The following is a 16319-nucleotide window of genomic DNA, read 5'->3' as shown; positions in this document are numbered from 1 at the left end:
CCGCCGCTCTCCCCCGCCACCCCGGTCTGGCCCGGCGACACGCCGTTCCAGCAGCAGCCGGCCTGGCAGATGGACGAGCACTGCCCGGTGAATGTCGGCCGCATCACGCTGTCGCCGCACACTGGCGCGCACGCCGACGCACCGCTGCACTACGCCGCCGACGGCGCGCCGATCGGCGCCGTGCCGCTCACGCCCTACCTCGGCACCTGCCGCGTGATCCATTGCATCGGCGCCTCGCCGGTGGTCGAGCCGCGCCATATCGAGCACGCGCTGGCCGGCCTGCCGCCGCGCGTGCTGCTTCGCACCTACCGGCAGGCGCCGCTGGCGCAGTGGGACCCGCACTTCTGCGCAGTCGCGGCCGAGACCATCGCGCTGCTGGCCGCGCACGGCGTGCAGCTGGTGGGCATCGACACACCGTCGCTGGACCCGCAGGAATCCAAGACCATGGACGCGCACAACGCCGTGCGCAGGCACGGGCTCGCCATCCTGGAAGGCATCGTGCTGGATGAGGTCGATGCCGGCGACTACGAACTGATCGCGCTGCCGCTGCGCTTTGCCGGGCTCGACGCCAGCCCGGTGCGCGCGGTGCTGCGCAGCCTCGACTGAACCATTCCCGAACAACCCCTGGCCAATCCCACGACATGACGACATTTGACCGCGAGCACTGTATCCGGCTCGACCAGCAAGACCCGCTGCGCCCGCTGCGCGACCAGTTCGCTCTGCCCGAGGGCGTGACCTACCTCGACGGCAACTCGCTGGGCGCGCGCCCGCGCGCCGCCGCCGCTCGCGCCGCCCAGGTGGTGGCCGAGGAATGGGGCGAGGGCCTGATCCGCAGCTGGAACACCGCCGGCTGGTTCGAGCTGCCGCAGCGGCTGGGCAACAAGCTGGCCCCGCTGGTCGGCGCCGGCCAGGATGAGGTGGTGGTGACCGATACCACTTCGATCAACCTGTTCAAGGTGCTGGCCGCGGCGCTGCGCGTGCAGCAGACGCGCGACCCGGCGCGCAAGGTGATCGTGTCGGAGGCCAGCAACTTCCCCACCGACCTGTACATCGCGCAAGGCCTGGCCGACCTGCTGCAGCAGGGCTATTCGCTGCGCCTGGTCAATTCGCCGGCCGAGATCGACGCCGCCGTCGGCGCCGACACCGCCGTGCTGATGCTCACGCACGTCAACTACAAGACCGGCGAGATGCTGGACATGGCCTCGCTGACCGAACTCGCCCACGCCCGCGGCGCGCTCACGGTGTGGGACCTGTGCCACTCCGCCGGCGCGGTGCCGGTCAACCTGAAGGCGGCCGGGGCCGACTACGCCATCGGCTGCACCTACAAGTACCTGAACGGCGGCCCGGGTTCGCCCGCCTTCGTGTGGGTCGCGCCGGCGCTGCGCGATGCCTTCTGGCAGCCGCTGTCGGGTTGGTGGGGCCATGCCGCGCCGTTCGCGATGGATCCGCAGTATCGCCCGGTGGAAGGCGTGCGCCGCTTCCTGTGCGGCACGCAGCCTGTGACCTCGCTGGCGATGGTCGAATGCGGCCTGGACATCTTCGCCCAGACCAATATGCAGGTGCTGCGCGCCAAGTCACTGCTGCTGACCGACCTGTTCATCGAACTGGTGGAGGCGCGCTGCGGCCACCACCCGCTGACGCTGGTCACGCCGCGCGAGCACGCGCGCCGCGGCAGCCAGGTCAGCCTGGAGCACCCGGACGGCTATGCGCTGGTGCAGGCCCTGATCGAGCGCGGCGTGATCGGCGATTACCGCGAGCCGCGCATCGCCCGCTTCGGCTTCACGCCGCTGTACACCAGCTTCGCCGAGGTGTGGGATGCTGTGGAAATCCTGCGCGACGTGCTGGACAGCGGCGCCTATCGCGACGCGCGCTTCCAGACGCGCGGCCAGGTGACCTGATCGGGAGCGCATCATGAGTGAATTCAAGGGATGCCCCTTCTCCGGCACTGCCAGCGAGGCAGGCACGAAAGCACAGGGCGAGGGCTGGCACGGCGCGCAGATGGACTTCGCCAAGGACATGAGCTATGGCGACTATCTCGGCCTGGACCAGATCCTGAGCGCGCAGCATCCGCTGTCGCCGGACCACAACGAGATGCTGTTTATCGTGCAGCACCAGACCACCGAGCTGTGGATGAAGCTGATGCTGCACGAGCTGCGCGCCGCGCGCGAGTCGGTCAAGGCCGACAGCCTGCCGCCGGCGTTCAAGATGCTGACGCGGGTGTCGCGCATCATGGACCAGCTGGTGCAGGCGTGGAACGTGCTGGCGACGATGACGCCGCCGGAGTATTCCGCGATGCGGCCTTACCTGGGGATGTCGTCGGGCTTCCAGTCGTTCCAGTATCGCGAGATCGAGTTCATTCTCGGCAACAAGAACGCGGCCATGCTGAAACCGCATGCGCACCGGCCGGAGCACCTGGCCTTGGTGGAGACCGCGCTGAAGACGCCGTCGCTTTATGACGAGGCGATCCGGCTGATGGCGCGGCGTGGTTTTGCGGTCGATGCGGATTGCGTGGAGCGCGACTGGACCCAGCCGACTGCGTACAACGCCTCGGTCGAGGCGGCGTGGCTGGAGGTCTATCGCAATCCGTCGGCGCACTGGGAACTGTACGAGCTCGGCGAGAAGTTCGTGGACCTGGAGGATTCGTTCCGCCAGTGGCGCTTCCGCCATGTGACCACGGTCGAACGCGTGATCGGCTTCAAGCGCGGCACCGGCGGCACCGAGGGCGTCAGCTACCTGCGCAAGATGCTGGACGTGGTGCTGTTCCCGGAACTGTGGAAGCTGCGCACGGACCTGTAACGCCTGCGCGCGTCGGACCTGGCCGTCACCCCGCCGGGTCCGACAACCTTGCCGCCAGCGCCCGCAACGCCGGCGCCAGCGTCTGGTGGAACACCGACTCATCCACCGCCCCATAGGAGGCACTGCAACTCAGCATGTGCAGCTCCTTCTCCCCCACCGGCCGGAACGCCACCGCACACGCATGGATGGCCGGATGCCAGTCGCGGAACGACGCCGCATAGCCGCGCTGCTGCGCCTCGGCCAGGGCCGCGCGCGTGGCCGTCTCCTGCTGCTTCCACTGCTCCGGAAAAGCCTGGCTGAACTCAGCCATGACCCGCTCGCGCCGCGCCGCCGGCAGCGCGGCCAGGTATGCCCGCCCCATCGAACTGGACACCAGCGACAGCCGCGAGCCCACGCCCAGCCCCAGCATCACGCCCGCATCGTTGCGGATCGATTCCAGGTAGATCACTTCCATGCGCTCGCGCTTGCCCAGCGAGACCGAGACCCCGTATGACTGCGCGAACGCCAACATATGCGGCCGCGCCAGCGACACCACGTCCGACGCCGACAGGTAGGCATAGCCCAGCGCCAGCACGCCGGCATCCAGCGCGTACTTGCCCAGGCTTTCGTCATAGCGCAGGTAACCGAGCTGCACCAGCGTGCCGGCCAGCCGGCTCACCGTGGCCTTGGGGAAGCCGGTGCGGCGCACGAAGTCCTGGTTGCCGAGCATTGCCTCGCCGGTGCGGAAGCAGCGCATCAGCTCCAGCCCGCGCGCCAGCGCGGTGACGAAGTTGGGATCGCTGTCGCGCACCGGCGCGGGCGGCGTGGCATCGGGAGAAAGTGGCGGACTGGTCAAGGCGGCTCCTCTCAGGTCGGCGGTTGTCCGCTCATCGCACAAAGGCATGGGTGTCGGGGGTTTTGCCTGTTGCACGGCAAAACCATTGCGATATACTAATTCAACGGAACACAGTTCCGCAATGCGGAACCACAAAAACCCTCCGCGAAGATCACCGAACCCGTCATGATTCCCGGAAGCGCCGGTGCGGCAAGCGACCATTCGCCCCGCCCCCGATGCTTCCCCCGCGCTACCGAAGGAGACCTGCATGGCTGCCAACGCCGAATTCCACTGGGCCGACCCCCTGCTGCTGGACCAGCAACTGACCGCCGACGAACGCATGGTGCGCGACGCCGCCGCGGCGTACTGCCAGGACAAGCTGATGCCGCGCGTGCTGCAGTCGTTCCGCAACGAGAAGACCGACGTGGAGATCTTCCGCGAGATGGGCGAACTGGGCCTGCTCGGCCCCACCATCCCGGAGCAATACGGCGGCCCGGGCCTGAACTACGTCAGCTACGGCCTGATCGCGCGTGAAGTCGAGCGCGTCGATTCGGGCTACCGCTCGATGATGAGCGTGCAGTCGTCGCTGGTGATGGTGCCGATCTTTGAATTCGGCACCGAAGCGCAGAAGCAGAAGTACCTGCCCAAGCTGGCCACCGGCGAATGGATCGGCTGCTTCGGCCTGACCGAGCCGAACCACGGCTCCGACCCGGGCTCGATGGTCACTCGCGCCAAGAAGGTCGACGGCGGCTATGAGCTGACCGGCGCCAAGATGTGGATCACCAACTCGCCGATCGCCGACGTGTTCGTGGTCTGGGCCAAGCTGCAAGGCGACGACGGCAAGGAAGCGATCCGCGGCTTTATCCTCGAAAAGGGCTGGAAGGGCCTGTCGGCACCTGCCATCCACGGCAAGGTCGGCCTGCGCACCTCGATCACCGGCGAAATCGTGCTGGACCAGGTGTTCGTGCCGGAAGAGAACATCATGCCGGGCGTGAGCGGCCTGAAGGGCCCGTTCACGTGCCTGAACTCGGCCCGCTACGGCATCGCCTGGGGCGCGCTGGGCGCCGCCGAATTCTGCTGGCACACCGCGCGCCAGTACACCCTGGACCGCAAGCAGTTCGGCCGCCCGCTGGCCGCCACGCAGCTGGTGCAGAAGAAGCTGGCCGACATGCAGACCGAGATCACGCTCGGCCTGCAAGGCTGCCTGCGCCTGGGCCGCATGAAGGACGAAGGCACCGCCGCGGTGGAAATCACCTCGATCATGAAGCGCAACTCGTGCGGCAAGTCGCTCGACATCGCCCGCGTGGCGCGCGACATGCTGGGCGGCAACGGCATCTCGGATGAGTTCGGCGTGATCCGCCACGTGGTGAACCTGGAGGTGGTCAACACCTATGAAGGCACCCACGACATCCACGCGCTGATCCTGGGCCGCGCCCAGACCGGCCTGCAGGCCTTCTTCTGATCGCCATCCGCGACTTGCGCACAGGCTCTCCGCAGTAAAAAGGCCCGGCTGTAAGGCCGGGCCAAGCACACTACCAAGGAGACGACGAGGCTGCCCCCGTCGATAAAACACCTGTCCTGCACGCCGGCCCCGCCTTCACGCGGGGCCGCGTTCATTTGTTGGGTTGGGGCGTCAGGCGCAGGTACGGCCGCACCGCCTGGTAGCCCTTGGGGAATTTCTCGCGGATCACCACCTCGTCCTTCAGCGAGGGCACGATCACCACGTCGTCGCCGTCCTGCCAGTTGCCCGGCGTGGCCACGCTGTGGTTGTCGGTCAGCTGCAGCGAGTCGATCACGCGCAGGATCTCGTTGAAATTGCGCCCGGTGCTGGCCGGATAGGTGATGATCAGCCGCACCTTCTTCTTCGGGTCGATGATGAACAGCGAGCGCACCGTCAGGGTCTCGTTCGCGTTCGGGTGGATCATGTCGTAGAGTTGCGACACCTTGCGGTCGCCATCGGCCAGGATCGGGAAGTTGACCGTGGTCGACTGGGTCTCGTTGATATCCTGGATCCAGCCGCGGTGCGAGTCCACGTTGTCCACCGACAACGCGATCGCCTTGACGCCGCGGCGTGCGAATTCATCCTTCAGCTTCGCGGTCAGGCCCAGCTCGGTGGTGCACACCGGGGTGTAGTCGGCCGGGTGCGAGAACAACACGCCCCAGCTGTCGCCAAGCCACGCATGGAAGCGGATGCGGCCTTCGCTCGAATCCTGCTCGAAGTCCGGGGCGATATCGCCAAGACGCAAAGCCATGTTCTGTTCTCCTGGTTTCGGGGTGGAACCAGAGTATCCGGATTGATATCCAACCCAAACGAATATAAAGTCACTACAAAATCACTCGAAGTCATAAAGACATTTTGTGACATTGAGCACGCGTGCTTTCCGGCATGCTTGCGATACCAGGCACTGCAGAGTCGCGCTTGCTGGCGTGTAGCCTTGAAACCACCGCCGCCCGCCACATATGCTAAGTATCAGACCGACAAATGCCGTTAGCCTCGGAGCGTAGAAAATGTCAGAATCCGCACAAACCGAACCAACCGCCCGCAAACAGGAGAAACTGATGAGCGATGTCAAGACCGTTCTGTCCGACGCCGAGGAACTGCTGAAGCAAGCCGCCTCGACCACCGGGGAAAAGGCCGCCGAACTGCGCGAGCGTGGCATGGGCCTGCTCAAGCAAGCCAAGGAAAAGGCCCAGGACCTGCAAGACGCCGTCGTGACCAAGAGCAAGGCCGCGGCACGCGCCACCGACGACTACGTGCATGACCACCCGTGGCGCGCCGTGGGCGTGGCGGCCGGCGTAGGCCTGCTGATCGGTCTGCTGCTGAACCGCAAGTAAGCGATTCCAACCCGGCGCGGCATGCTGGTGCCGCGCCTGAGCGGCAACCCGGTCATCGGGTTGCCAGTGGCCGGAGCTGGCGGCACACCATGGCGCCAAACCCGGCCCCGCCTGCTGGAAAGGCGCGTACGGCCTCGCCGTCGCGCCGCTCTTTCACGCCGGAGCCGCATGAGCGAATCCCCCCCTTCCCCCAAGTTCCTCGAATCCGTGCGCAACCTGGCCGGCTCGCTGGTGGCAATGATCCAGACCCGCCTCGAACTCGCCAGCGTGGAGCTTGCCGAGGAACGCACGCGCCTGATGAAGGTCGCGCTGCTGGCCTGCTTCGGCCTGGTGTTCTTTGGCATCGGGCTGGTCACCCTGACCGGGCTGATCGCCATCCTGTTCTGGGACACCTACCGCTGGCAGGCACTGGGCGCACTGACGGTCCTTTATCTGGTGCTGTGCGCGATTTGCCTGGCGTACGCACGCAACCTGGTGCGCAACGCCCCGCCGATGCTGGAGGCCACGCTCGCCGAAATTGACAAAGACCGGGAGATCCTGCGCCGATGAGCCCCCTGGAACCCGACCACAGCACTACCGGACACGACCGCCGCGATCACCCGCGGCGGGCCCGGTTCACGCAAGAGGTGCGCCTGCCGCTGGCGGTGCGCAAGGAACTGCTGCTGACCCGCGCCGCGCTGGAACGCTACGACTGCCTGCAGGCCCTGCATGAGGTGCGGGGTGGCGCGCACCGCCTGGGCACTATTGGCCATTGGCTGCCGCGCATCGCCCGTCCGGGGTCGTGGATGAAAGTGGTCGGCATGACCAAGGACTACCCGCTGCTGAGCACCGTATTGACGCTGGCGCTGCCGCTGGTCAAGCGCACGCCGGTGCTGCGCTGGACCTGGAAGCTGTCCAAGGTCGGCCTGGCAGCCGGCGCCGCCTACTGGGTGTACAACACCTGGCGCGAGGCCAGGCACCAGGCCGTGCCACCCGCAACCGCGCCGACGCCTGCGCCGGCCGGCACCCCGCCCGGCGCCGATACCGGCTTCCGCGATCCGCTCGTTCCCTGACCCGCCGCCGCGCCTGGCGGCTCAGCCCGCCAGCGCCAGCGCCGGCCGGTCACCGGCCTTGGGATCCGCCGGGGCAAACGGCACCGGCGAAGCAATGTGGTAGCCCTGCACCAGGTCCACGCCCAGCTCGCGCAGCCGTTCGAGCATGGCCTCGCCCTCGACGAATTCCGCAATGGTCTGCTTGCCCATGGCGTGGCCGATGCGCTGGATCACCTCCACCATCACCAGGTTGACCGGGTCGGCCAGCATGTCGCGCACGAAGCTGCCGTCGATCTTCAGGTAGGCCGCCGGCAGATGCTTGAGATAGGTGAACGACGACATGCCCGCGCCGAAGTCATCCAGCGCAAACTTGCAGCCCAGCTGCTGCAACTGCAGGATGAACGCGCCGGCCTGTGCCAGGTTGGAGATCGCCGCGGTTTCCGTGATCTCGAAGCAGATGCCGTCCAGCGCGATGCCGAAGCGCTGCGCCTGCTCGCGCACGAAATCGGGAAACTGGAGGTCCGCCAGCGACGAGCCTGACAGGTTGATCGCGCAGGTGGCAATCTCCGCCTGCCGTCCCGCCAGGGTGCCAAACGCGGTCTCGACCACCCAGCGGTCGATCATCGGCATCAGGTTGTAGCGCTCGCAGGCCGGCACGAAGGCCATCGGCGGCACCAGCCGGCCGCGTTCATCGACCATGCGCAGCAGCAGTTCCACATGACGGCCCGTCTGCGGCAGTGCGCCATCGTGCGCCGGCACGATCTCCTGCGAGTACAGGCAGAAGCGGCCAGCCGCCAGCGCCGCATGCACGCGGCTGACCCACTCCATCTCGCCGTGGCGCGCCTGCACCACGCTGTCCAGCGGATGGTAGACCTGCACACGGTTGCGCCCGCCCTCCTTGGCCACATAGCAGGCCGCGTCGGCCGCGCTCAGCGCCTCGGCGACGTTGACGGTCTGGCGATCCAGCGTCACCAGGCCGATGCTGACACCCAGCGTGAAGGTGCGCTGGCGATGCGCAAAGCGGAAACAGGCAATGGCGTGGCGCAAGGCCTCGGCCACGCGTTCGCCGTCGGCATGGCCGCATTGCTCCAGCAGCACGCCGAACTCGTCGCCGCCCAGCCGGGCCAGCGTGTCGCTGAGGCGCAGCTGGCTGCGCATGACCTCAGCCATCTGCCGGATCAGTTCGTCGCCGGCGGCATGGCCGCAAGTGTCGTTGACCACCTTGAACTGGTCCAGGTCCAGGTACATCAGCGTATGGGTAGTGCCCTGCACCCGTGCCCGCGTGATCGCCGCGTCCAGCCGGCGCTCGAACTCGGCGCGGTTGACCAGGCCGGTCAGCGCATCGTGGCTGGCCTCGTACGCGAGCCGCGCCGCATGGGCGCGTTCCTGGCTGATATCGTGCAGCACCACCACCACGCCGATGGCCTGCGCGGCACGGTCGCGGATCAGCGCCACCGATGGCTTGACCGCCAGCGCCTGTCCGGGCAGCCCGGACACATCGCGCTGCACCAGCTGCGCCGACCGGCCAGCGCTGCCGCAACGCCAGCGTGACAATATCGGGCAGCGGCGCCAGGCTTTCCTCGTCACGCAGCACGCACACGCTGCTCAGCGGCAGGCCGCGGGCGTCGGCTTCGCGCCAGCCGGTCAGGGCCTCGGCCGCGGGATTGAGCGATTCCACGCGCCCCCACACATCGGCTGTCACCACCGCGTCGCCGATGGCCTGCAGCGTGACCTGGGCGCGCTCCTTCTCGGCAAAGAGCTGGGTCTCGTAGCGCTTGTGGTCGGAAATATCCGTGAGCGACCCCGCCATGCGCGCGCGCCGGCGCCCCGCCCCGCGCACCAGCCGGCCGCGGGCGCGCACCCACAGGTAATCGCCGGCGCGGTTGCGCAGGCGGAATTCGGCGTCGTAGGGCTCGCCGCTGCGCAGGTGGTGGGCCAGCTTGGCCTCGAAGGCTGCCAGCTCGGAAGGATGCAGCAGGCCCAGCACGGTTTCGCGCGCATGCGGCAGTTCGGCGTCCTGGTAGCCCAGCATCTGCGCGCAGCGCGGCGAGAAGTACAGCTCGCCGCGGCCGAGATGCCAGTCCCACAGGCCGTCGTTGCTGCCCTCCACCGCCAGCTGCAGCTGCTCTTCGCGCTGCGCCAGCGCCTCGCGCAGCCGGCGCTCGCGCCGCAGCGGCGCCACCGACAGCAGGATCGCCGACATCAGCAGCGCGGCCGCCATCACCGCGCTGCCGGTGGTCAGCAGCCGCGTCACGCGGCGCGAGGCCTGGCCCAGATGGCCCGAAAAGGCCCGCTCCAGCGGCGTCAGCCTGGCGTCGATCTGCGCAATATTGCGCAGCACCGGCGCCACGCACTCATCCCCGCAGCCGGGCTGGCGGGTCAGCCGACGCAGGGTCAGTGCCTGTTCGTGCAGCGCAGAGATCTCGATGTCGCCCGCGGCCCACACGCGGATCGCGGCATCGACCTCCTGGATATGGCGGAAATTCCGGTAGAGCCGCACCATCCGCGCAATGTCTTCGGGGTGGTTGCCGCCGGCAAGCAGCCCTTCATGGATGCGCTCCAGGTCAGGCTCGTCGCGGTCGAGCTCCAGGCGCGCGCGGTGGTCGCCCAGCGGGATCGCGATCGACTCCAGGTATGCCTCGAAATCCGCCGGATCGCGATCCTCGCCGTAGCGCAGCAGGTGCAGCACGGCGTTCTTCTGGCCCCTGGACCACTGGCTCTCGCCCGCGACAAAGGCGCGCGCGGCCGACAACAGGTCCAGGCTGGCGATGCTGAACAACGCCAGCGCAACGACCACCGGTACGAACGGCCAGATAATGCGCAGCACGTGCCCGCTGGCCGGCAAGGAAACGCCTGCTTGCCGCATAGGGTCTTGTTGGTGGGCCGTGTCTCGCGGCCGTTCTGATGGACCGCGGTCAACACGCCGCGGCTGACCCATTGTGCTGCGCAGGCAGGCCTAAGTCTCTACCTCGAACTAGTTAAAGGCCTCCCCCGTTAGCGGGGCATGCCAGACGCAAAAAGGGCCTGTGGCTTGCGCCACAGGCCCTTCGTAATACTGGTGGGTCGTGCGTGACTCGAACACGCGACCAACGGATTAAAAGTCCGCTGCTCTACCGACTGAGCTAACGACCCGAAAAAACAGAACCGCGATTATAGGGATGCGGTTCTCGATGTGTCAAGCACGCTCCTCAGGCCATGCGCTCCAGACGCCATATCTGGTAGCGGAATGCCAGCACTGCACCGGCCAGGATACCCGCCAGCGCGATAAACGAGCCAAGCGCCAGGGTCGACACACCCGACAGGCCCTGCCCGACCGTGCAGCCCAGCGCGGTCACGCCGCCCGCACCCATCAGGATGCCGCCGACCATATGGTTGGCGACGTCCTCGGCATTGCCGAAGCCTTCCCAGCGGAACGTGCACGTGGCCAGGGCATAGGCCGCCGCGCCGGCGATCACGCCGAACACGCTGACGATGCCGACCGTCACCATCTTGCTCTTGTCGCTGAACATCATCAGCCAGTCGAGCGTGTAGGCATAGGGTGCGACAAAGCTCAGGCTTTCCATGCGGCCGCTGTTGGTCGAGACGAACAGTTCCTCAAGCGTATTGGGGTCTTCGGCTACATAGCCGAGGTGGCCCGAGACATACCACATTGCCACGATGATCAGCCCGACGCCGATGCCGCCAAGCAGGTTGTCGAACGAGCGGAAGCCGCGGCCCGCCAGCGCCCACAGCACCAGCACGCCGCCCAGCGCCAGGCCCAGGCCCAGCTGCAGTGCGCCGCGCGCGAGCCCCGTGCCCTGCGCCAGCATGGACGGCAGGTCTTGTGTGGTGGGCAGCGTCAGCGCCACCGCATCGACGGTATTCACTCGCACCACGCCGAACAGCCCGCGCAGCGTCATGTAGGCCGACAGGCCCAGGAAGACAAAGACCACCAGCGACTTCAGGTTGCCTGCGCCGATACGCACCAGCGTCTTGCTGCCGCAGCCCGACGCCAGCACCATGCCGAAGCCGAACATCAGCCCGCCGGCCAGCGCCGACAGCCAGCCCAGCTTGCTGGCGGTGTAGATGGTCTTGGTAGGGTCGATCGCGCCGGTCCAGGCCAGCACGCCGGTGCCGATCATGGCCACGCCGATCGCCAGCACCCACATGCGCATGCGGCTCCAGTCGCCCATGTTGACGATGTCAGAGACCGCGCCCATGGTGCAGAAGTGCGTGCGCTGCAGCACGGCGCCAAACAGGAAGGTCAGGATGAACGTGCTCAGCAGCACGGTGCGCGAGAGCGCGGCGAGGTCGATTTCAGGCATGTAGGGGCGTGGACGTCGGCTTGTGATCAGGCAGCGGCCTGGTAGCGGGTGGGATCGGGCACACCGGCGGCTTCAAAGCCGGCCCGGCGGATGCGGCACGAATCGCACACGCCGCAGGCGCGGCCGTCGTCGTCGGCCTGGTAGCACGACACCGTCAGGCTGTAGTCCACCCCCAGCGCGATGCCGGCACGGATGATCTCGCCCTTGGTCATGTCGATGATGGGCGCATGCACGCGGAAGCGGTCGCCCTCGACCCCGGCCTTGGTGGCGAGGTTGGCCAGCGTCTCATAGGCCGCAACGTATTCCGGGCGGCAGTCCGGGTAACCGGAGTAGTCGACCGCGTTGGCGCCGAAGAACAGGTCGCGCCCGCCGACGGCCTCGGCCCAGCCGAGCGCCAGCGACAGCATGATGGTGTTGCGCGCCGGCACGTAGGTGACCGGGATGCCGTCGGAAGCGCCGTCGGTCGGCACCGCCAGCGCGTCGTCGGTCAGCGCCGAGCCGCCGAAGCGGCGCAGGTCCAGGTCGATGATCTCGTGGCGGGTGGCGCCCAGCGCAGCCGCCACGCGCCTGGCGGCTTCCAGCTCAGAGGAGTGGCGCTGGCCATAGCGCATCGACAGCGCATAGGTCTCGAAGCCCTGGGCGCGGGCCATGGCGAGTACGGTGGCGGAGTCTAGTCCGCCGGACAGCAGGACGATGGCGCGTTTGGTCATGATGGGAAGCGCGCCGCCTCGGCGCGCAAAAGATTCAGGCGAATCGGGTATTTTAGCGCGACCCAAGAAAAAGGCCCGCCGAAGCGGGCCTTGCAGACAGGACCGGGCAAGCCGGCCGCTTCCGGTGTTACTTCAACGTCTTCAGCCGGTTGCTGGCCGCCTGCGCGCCTTCGGTGCCCGGATACTTGGCCACCACCTGTTCCAGCGTCTTGCGCGCGGCCGCCTTCTGGCCGGACTCGAGCTGGTTGTTGGCGACCGCGATCATCGCGTCCGGCACCTTGGGATGCGTCGGGTTGTTATTGATCATCGTCTGCAGCACCGAGGTGGAGCCCTTGTAGTCGCGCTGCGCATACAGCGAGTTGCCGAGCCAGTACTGCGCCAGCGGCACGTACGGGCTCTGCGGGTACTTCTTGACGAAAGCCGAGAACGAACTCCCGGCGCTCTTGAAGTCGCCCGCCTGGAACTGCTTGAGCGCGGCATCGTATTCGGGCTTTTCGCCCGGCTGCGACAGGCCTTCGCGGCCTTCGACCGTAACCTGCTGCGGCTCGAATTTCTTCAGGCGCGCGTCCAGGTCGGCGTAGTAGTCCTTCTGCTGCTTCTGCAGCGTGTCCACCGTGTTCTGCAGCACTTCGTTCTGGCCGCGCAGCCGCGCCACTTCCTGGCGCAGGCCCTCGAGCTGGTTCTGCATGTCGAGCGTGGTACGGCTGTTCTGCTCGATGCGCTGCGTCGCGGTTGCCTGGAAACCGTTGAACTGGTCGCGCAGGCTGATGACCGCCTTGCGCGCCTCGTCATCATCGAACACTCCGGCATGCGCCTGCGACAGCGGCAGCATGCCGCCGCCGGCGACGGCGGCGAGCCACAACAGGGTGGAAACGCGTGCTTTCATGAAAGGCAGTCCAGAGATCAGAGATCAGTAGTTGATGTCCGCGCGGCGGTTTTCGGCCCACGAGGCTTCATCATGGCCGGTGGCCTTGGGCTTTTCCTTGCCCAGGCTGACGGCCTCCATCTGGCCGTCGGGCACGCCCATCGAAGCCAGCGAGCGGCGCACGGCTTCGGCGCGCTTCTGGCCCAGCGCCAGGTTGTACTCGCTGGTGCCGCGTTCGTCGGTGTTGCCCTGGATCAGGATCTTGCGGCCCTTGTTCGAGCCCAGGTACTTGGCGTGCTCGCCCAGCATGCCCTGGTAGTCGGACTTGACCGTGTAGCTGTCGAAGTCGAAGTACACGCTGCGCTTGGCCAGCGGGCTGTTCGGATCGTTGAGCGGATCGGCGGCCGTGACCGGGGTCACTGCGCGCGGATCGGCACCGGTGCCCGCGCCGGCACCGGCTTTGGCGGTGTCGTCCAGCTTGACGCCGGAGCTGCAGGCGCCAAGGGCCAGCAGTGCGGCAACGGCAAGGGTTTTGCTCATCAGTTGGGGCATGGTGAATGACTCCTGTTATTGCATGAAAGGACCCCAGGACGGCTCGCGAACATCGCCGGACTGGAGGGACAGAACCTGCCGGGTACGCCCGTCAGTGGAAACCGCCGCCAGCACCGCGCGACCGCCCACGCGGGTGGCATAGAGGATGTACTTGCCGTTGGCGGCAAAGCTGGGCGCTTCGTCGTTGGCCGTATCGGTCAGCGACGTCACGTCGCCGTTGCTCAGGTCCTGCAGCTGCAGCTTGAAGCCGCCCGCGCGCGAGATGTACGCCAGGTACTTGCCATCCGGCGAAACCCGCGGGCTGACGTTGTAGCTGCCCTTGAAGGTGACACGTTGCGCACCGCCACCTTCCTCGCCGGAAGCGGGCATGCGGTAGACCTGCGGCGCACCGCCGCGGTCGCTGGTGAAGTAGATGCTCTTGCCGTCCGGAGAATACTGCGGCTCGGTGTCGATGGCGCTGCTGCGCGAGAGGCGGCGGATGCCGGAACCGTCGGCATTGACCTGGTAGACCTGGGTATTGCCGTCTCGCGACAGCGCCAGCGCCAGGTGCCGGCCATCAGGCGACCACGACGGCGCGCTGTTGTTGCCCTTCTGGTTCGACACCAGGGTGCGCTTGCCGCTGGCCAGGTCGTGCACATACACCACCGGCTTCTTGGCCTCGAACGAAACATAGGCCACGCGCGCGCCGTCCGGCGACCACGACGGCGAGATGATCGGCTCGTTGCTGGTCAGCGCCACCTGCGCGTTCTGGCCATCGGAGTCGGAAATCAGCAGCTGGTAGCGGCCACCGACCTTCGACACGTAGGACAGGCGCGTGGCAAACACGCCGCGCTCGCCGAGCAGCTTTTCATAGATGTAGTCGGCGATCTTGTGCGCGGTCACGCGCAGCTGGGACTGGTTGACGGTAAAGGCCAGCCCGCCCAGGCTCTGGCCCTTGACGGTGTCGTACAGGCGGAAGCGGACCTCATACTTGCCGCCGGCGGCCGGGGTCACGCTGCCGGCGACGAAGGCATCGGCGCCGCGCGACTTCCAGCTGCCCAGGTCGACATTGGCGGATTCCGCCACCGTGGCGCCGCCCGGATCGACATTGCGCAAGCGCCCGCTGCGCGCCAGGTCGGCGCGGATGATCGCGGTCAGGTTCTGCGGGGCCTGGGCCTCGCCCTGGAAGTTGGCGGTCGCAACCGGGATCTGGCTGGAGCCGACCCCGGAGATCTCAACGTTGAGTTGCGCGTGCGCGGCGCCGGCTGCCATCGTCATCGCCGCGGCCAGCCAGGCCATCAGCGCGCGGCGGCCGGCCAGCGGATGCCGGCCGATGGTGCGTTGGGATTCGGGTTGGGTTGCGTTGTGCCGCCTCGCGGACAGCCAGTTGGGGGCCCAAAGCTTTCGCATGCTGCTCCTCAGTCGATTTCAAGTTTCGTCGGGCACGGCAGGCAATCGGCAACACGGGCAAATGCGGCATTGCAGCGCGTGGCGCATGCTCCGTTTGCGTGCGTATCGCACCCTGCCGGCCGCGTCAGGCAACCTATCATGCTAGCGCTGGGACCAAGACCCGGCGATGAAGGTTGCATTATGTTGCAAATCATGCCGCCCAGGCCACTTAGTCCTTCGGACGGAAGGTAATGGTGAAGCTGGCCGGCGCCTTGCCGTTCTCATCACGCGGCAGCGGGTCGGAACGTTCCACCGCGCGCAGCACGGCATTATCCCAGCCCGAGTTGCCGCTGGACTTGGACAGCCGCGCCGACAGCAGCGAACCATCCGGCGCCAGCTGCACCGACACCACCGCGGTCGGGTTGCCCGGCACGTCCTCGCCAAAGACGATATTCGGCTTGACGCGGCGGCGCACGCGGTCCGCATAGCCCGGCGACGCCTTGCCACCGCCGCCGGCACCCGCGCCGGCCGTACTGCCCACGCCGCCGCCGCCCGCGCCGGAGCCGCCGGCCAGCGCCTGCAGGCGCGCCAGCTCGCTCTTGCGCTGGGCATTGGCCGCAGCCTCGCGCTTGGCCTTGGCGTCGGCATCCGCCTTGGCCTTGGCCTTGTTCTCGGCGTCAGCCTTAGCCTTGGCGTCCGCCTGGGCCTTGGCCCTGGCGTCCGCTTCCTTGCGTTCTGCTTCCTTGCGCTCGGCCTGTTCCTTGCGCTGCTGTTCCTGCTGCGCTGCCTTCTTCTTCGCGTCGTCCTTGCGCTGGGCTTCCTTGCGCTCGGCCTCGCGCTGCTCCGCTTCCTTGCGCGCGGCTTCCTTGCGTTCCGCCTCTTTGCGCTCAGCTTCCTTGCGGGCAGCCGCCTGCTTGCGCTCGGCCTCTTCACGCGCCGCCGCCTCGGCACGGCGCTTCTGGCGTTCCAGCGCGATGTCGGCGTCGTCCTCGACCTTGCTCTTCACCTCGGGCAGCGGCGGGGCCGGGCGCGGCTGCACCACCG

16 protein-coding genes, 1 tRNA gene and 1 pseudogene are annotated in these 16319 nt (G+C 67.4%); 7 read left to right on the top strand and 11 right to left on the bottom strand.

The window, feature by feature from the left end; translation table 11 throughout:
- The 3 genes from kynB to kynA all read left to right on the top strand — a co-directional run.
- The coding region (gene kynB / locus AC3WRI_RS31790; protein ID WP_492294869.1) for an arylformamidase at nucleotides 1-606 on the top strand (606 nt) is incomplete at its 5' end.
- Nucleotides 607-641: 35 nt separating this feature from the next.
- Nucleotides 642-1898, top strand: coding sequence for a kynureninase (gene kynU, locus AC3WRI_RS31785; protein ID WP_011615845.1), 1257 nt, complete (start codon nucleotides 642-644; stop codon nucleotides 1896-1898).
- A 13-nt stretch (nucleotides 1899-1911) separates the two neighbouring features.
- On the top strand, nucleotides 1912-2796 hold the full coding sequence (kynA, locus tag AC3WRI_RS31780) for a tryptophan 2,3-dioxygenase (RefSeq protein WP_492294867.1): 885 nt from the start codon (nucleotides 1912-1914) through the stop codon (nucleotides 2794-2796).
- Nucleotides 2797-2821: 25 nt separating this feature from the next.
- Here kynA and AC3WRI_RS31775 read toward each other — a convergent pair whose 3' ends face one another.
- Nucleotides 2822-3631 (bottom strand): IclR family transcriptional regulator, encoded by an 810-nt coding sequence (locus AC3WRI_RS31775; RefSeq protein ID WP_010813726.1) that lies wholly within the window; start codon nucleotides 3629-3631, stop codon nucleotides 2822-2824.
- Between the two features lie 247 nt (nucleotides 3632-3878).
- Between AC3WRI_RS31775 and AC3WRI_RS31770 the strand changes: the two genes are divergently transcribed.
- Entirely contained in the window at nucleotides 3879-5072 is a 1194-nt protein-coding gene (locus tag AC3WRI_RS31770) for an acyl-CoA dehydrogenase (RefSeq protein WP_010813727.1), read from the top strand.
- A 151-nt stretch (nucleotides 5073-5223) separates the two neighbouring features.
- Here the strand turns inward: AC3WRI_RS31770 and AC3WRI_RS31765 are convergent, their stop codons facing one another.
- Complete coding sequence (locus tag AC3WRI_RS31765; protein WP_492294866.1) at nucleotides 5224-5862, bottom strand: peroxiredoxin; 639 nt, start codon at nucleotides 5860-5862, stop codon at nucleotides 5224-5226.
- A 256-nt stretch (nucleotides 5863-6118) separates the two neighbouring features.
- Between AC3WRI_RS31765 and AC3WRI_RS31760 the strand changes: the two genes are divergently transcribed.
- The 3 genes from AC3WRI_RS31760 (at nucleotide 6119) to AC3WRI_RS31750 (ending at nucleotide 7497) form a co-directional block, all read left to right on the top strand.
- Complete coding sequence (locus tag AC3WRI_RS31760) at nucleotides 6119-6445, top strand: ElaB/YgaM/YqjD family protein (RefSeq protein WP_010813729.1); 327 nt, start codon at nucleotides 6119-6121, stop codon at nucleotides 6443-6445.
- A gap of 168 nt (nucleotides 6446-6613) precedes the next feature.
- The gene (locus AC3WRI_RS31755) at nucleotides 6614-6994 is read left to right on the top strand and encodes a phage holin family protein (RefSeq protein ID WP_010813730.1); all 381 of its coding nucleotides are present in this window, start codon (nucleotides 6614-6616) and stop codon (nucleotides 6992-6994) included.
- A complete protein-coding gene (locus AC3WRI_RS31750) occupies nucleotides 6991-7497 on the top strand; it encodes a DUF3318 domain-containing protein (protein WP_492294865.1) in 507 nt (168 codons plus the stop codon). Before AC3WRI_RS31755 ends, AC3WRI_RS31750 begins: the two co-directional genes overlap by 4 nt.
- Before the next feature lie 21 nt (nucleotides 7498-7518).
- Here the strand turns inward: AC3WRI_RS31750 and AC3WRI_RS31745 are convergent, their stop codons facing one another.
- The 9 genes and pseudogenes from AC3WRI_RS31745 to tolA all read right to left on the bottom strand — a co-directional run.
- Nucleotides 7519-8883 (bottom strand): EAL domain-containing protein, encoded by a 1365-nt coding sequence (locus AC3WRI_RS31745; protein ID WP_492294864.1) that lies wholly within the window; start codon nucleotides 8881-8883, stop codon nucleotides 7519-7521.
- A gap of 409 nt (nucleotides 8884-9292) precedes the next feature.
- A pseudogene (locus AC3WRI_RS31740) lies at nucleotides 9293-9679 on the bottom strand (PAS domain-containing protein); the annotation flags it as partial.
- A gap of 853 nt (nucleotides 9680-10532) precedes the next feature.
- Nucleotides 10533-10608, bottom strand: a tRNA-Lys gene (locus tag AC3WRI_RS31735).
- Between the two features lie 56 nt (nucleotides 10609-10664).
- Nucleotides 10665-11780, bottom strand: coding sequence for a YeeE/YedE family protein (locus tag AC3WRI_RS31730; protein ID WP_492294862.1), 1116 nt, complete (start codon nucleotides 11778-11780; stop codon nucleotides 10665-10667).
- A gap of 26 nt (nucleotides 11781-11806) precedes the next feature.
- Nucleotides 11807-12490 (bottom strand): 7-cyano-7-deazaguanine synthase QueC, encoded by a 684-nt coding sequence (queC, locus tag AC3WRI_RS31725; RefSeq protein WP_011615849.1) that lies wholly within the window; start codon nucleotides 12488-12490, stop codon nucleotides 11807-11809.
- A 127-nt stretch (nucleotides 12491-12617) separates the two neighbouring features.
- Nucleotides 12618-13376: a tol-pal system protein YbgF gene (gene ybgF, locus AC3WRI_RS31720; RefSeq protein ID WP_010813735.1), complete on the bottom strand. Its 759-nt coding sequence runs from the start codon at nucleotides 13374-13376 to the stop codon at nucleotides 12618-12620.
- A 24-nt stretch (nucleotides 13377-13400) separates the two neighbouring features.
- Nucleotides 13401-13907, bottom strand: a complete 507-nt coding sequence (gene pal, locus AC3WRI_RS31715) for a peptidoglycan-associated lipoprotein Pal (RefSeq protein ID WP_010813736.1) — start codon at nucleotides 13905-13907, stop codon at nucleotides 13401-13403.
- 15 nt (nucleotides 13908-13922) lie between these two features.
- Nucleotides 13923-15296, bottom strand: a complete 1374-nt coding sequence (gene tolB, locus AC3WRI_RS31710; protein ID WP_454751172.1) for a Tol-Pal system beta propeller repeat protein TolB — start codon at nucleotides 15294-15296, stop codon at nucleotides 13923-13925.
- Between the two features lie 208 nt (nucleotides 15297-15504).
- Nucleotides 15505-16319, bottom strand: an 815-nt coding sequence (gene tolA, locus AC3WRI_RS31705) for a cell envelope integrity protein TolA (protein WP_492294860.1), incomplete at its 5' end; no start/stop codon positions are given.

The sequence above is a fragment of the Cupriavidus sp. FW305-27 genome (genome assembly GCF_058787995.1).
This window is presented reverse-complemented; position numbering and strand designations above follow the sequence as displayed.

What these genes read in the sequence shown, in the direction of transcription:
- ybgF (WP_010813735.1), bottom strand. Translation starts at nt 13,376, where the DNA reads ATGAAAGCACGCGTTTCCACCCTGTTGTGGCTCGCCGCCGTCGCCGGC.
- AC3WRI_RS31755 (WP_010813730.1), top strand. Translation starts at nt 6,614, where the DNA reads ATGAGCGAATCCCCCCCTTCCCCCAAGTTCCTCGAATCCGTGCGCAAC.
- tolB (WP_454751172.1), bottom strand. Translation starts at nt 15,296, where the DNA reads ATGCGAAAGCTTTGGGCCCCCAACTGGCTGTCCGCGAGGCGGCACAAC.
- AC3WRI_RS31750 (WP_492294865.1), top strand. Translation starts at nt 6,991, where the DNA reads ATGAGCCCCCTGGAACCCGACCACAGCACTACCGGACACGACCGCCGC.
- queC (WP_011615849.1), bottom strand. Translation starts at nt 12,490, where the DNA reads ATGACCAAACGCGCCATCGTCCTGCTGTCCGGCGGACTAGACTCCGCC.
- pal (WP_010813736.1), bottom strand. Translation starts at nt 13,907, where the DNA reads ATGCCCCAACTGATGAGCAAAACCCTTGCCGTTGCCGCACTGCTGGCC.
- kynU (WP_011615845.1), top strand. Translation starts at nt 642, where the DNA reads ATGACGACATTTGACCGCGAGCACTGTATCCGGCTCGACCAGCAAGAC.
- AC3WRI_RS31770 (WP_010813727.1), top strand. Translation starts at nt 3,879, where the DNA reads ATGGCTGCCAACGCCGAATTCCACTGGGCCGACCCCCTGCTGCTGGAC.
- AC3WRI_RS31765 (WP_492294866.1), bottom strand. Translation starts at nt 5,862, where the DNA reads ATGGCTTTGCGTCTTGGCGATATCGCCCCGGACTTCGAGCAGGATTCG.
- AC3WRI_RS31760 (WP_010813729.1), top strand. Translation starts at nt 6,119, where the DNA reads ATGTCAGAATCCGCACAAACCGAACCAACCGCCCGCAAACAGGAGAAA.
- AC3WRI_RS31730 (WP_492294862.1), bottom strand. Translation starts at nt 11,780, where the DNA reads ATGCCTGAAATCGACCTCGCCGCGCTCTCGCGCACCGTGCTGCTGAGC.
- kynA (WP_492294867.1), top strand. Translation starts at nt 1,912, where the DNA reads ATGAGTGAATTCAAGGGATGCCCCTTCTCCGGCACTGCCAGCGAGGCA.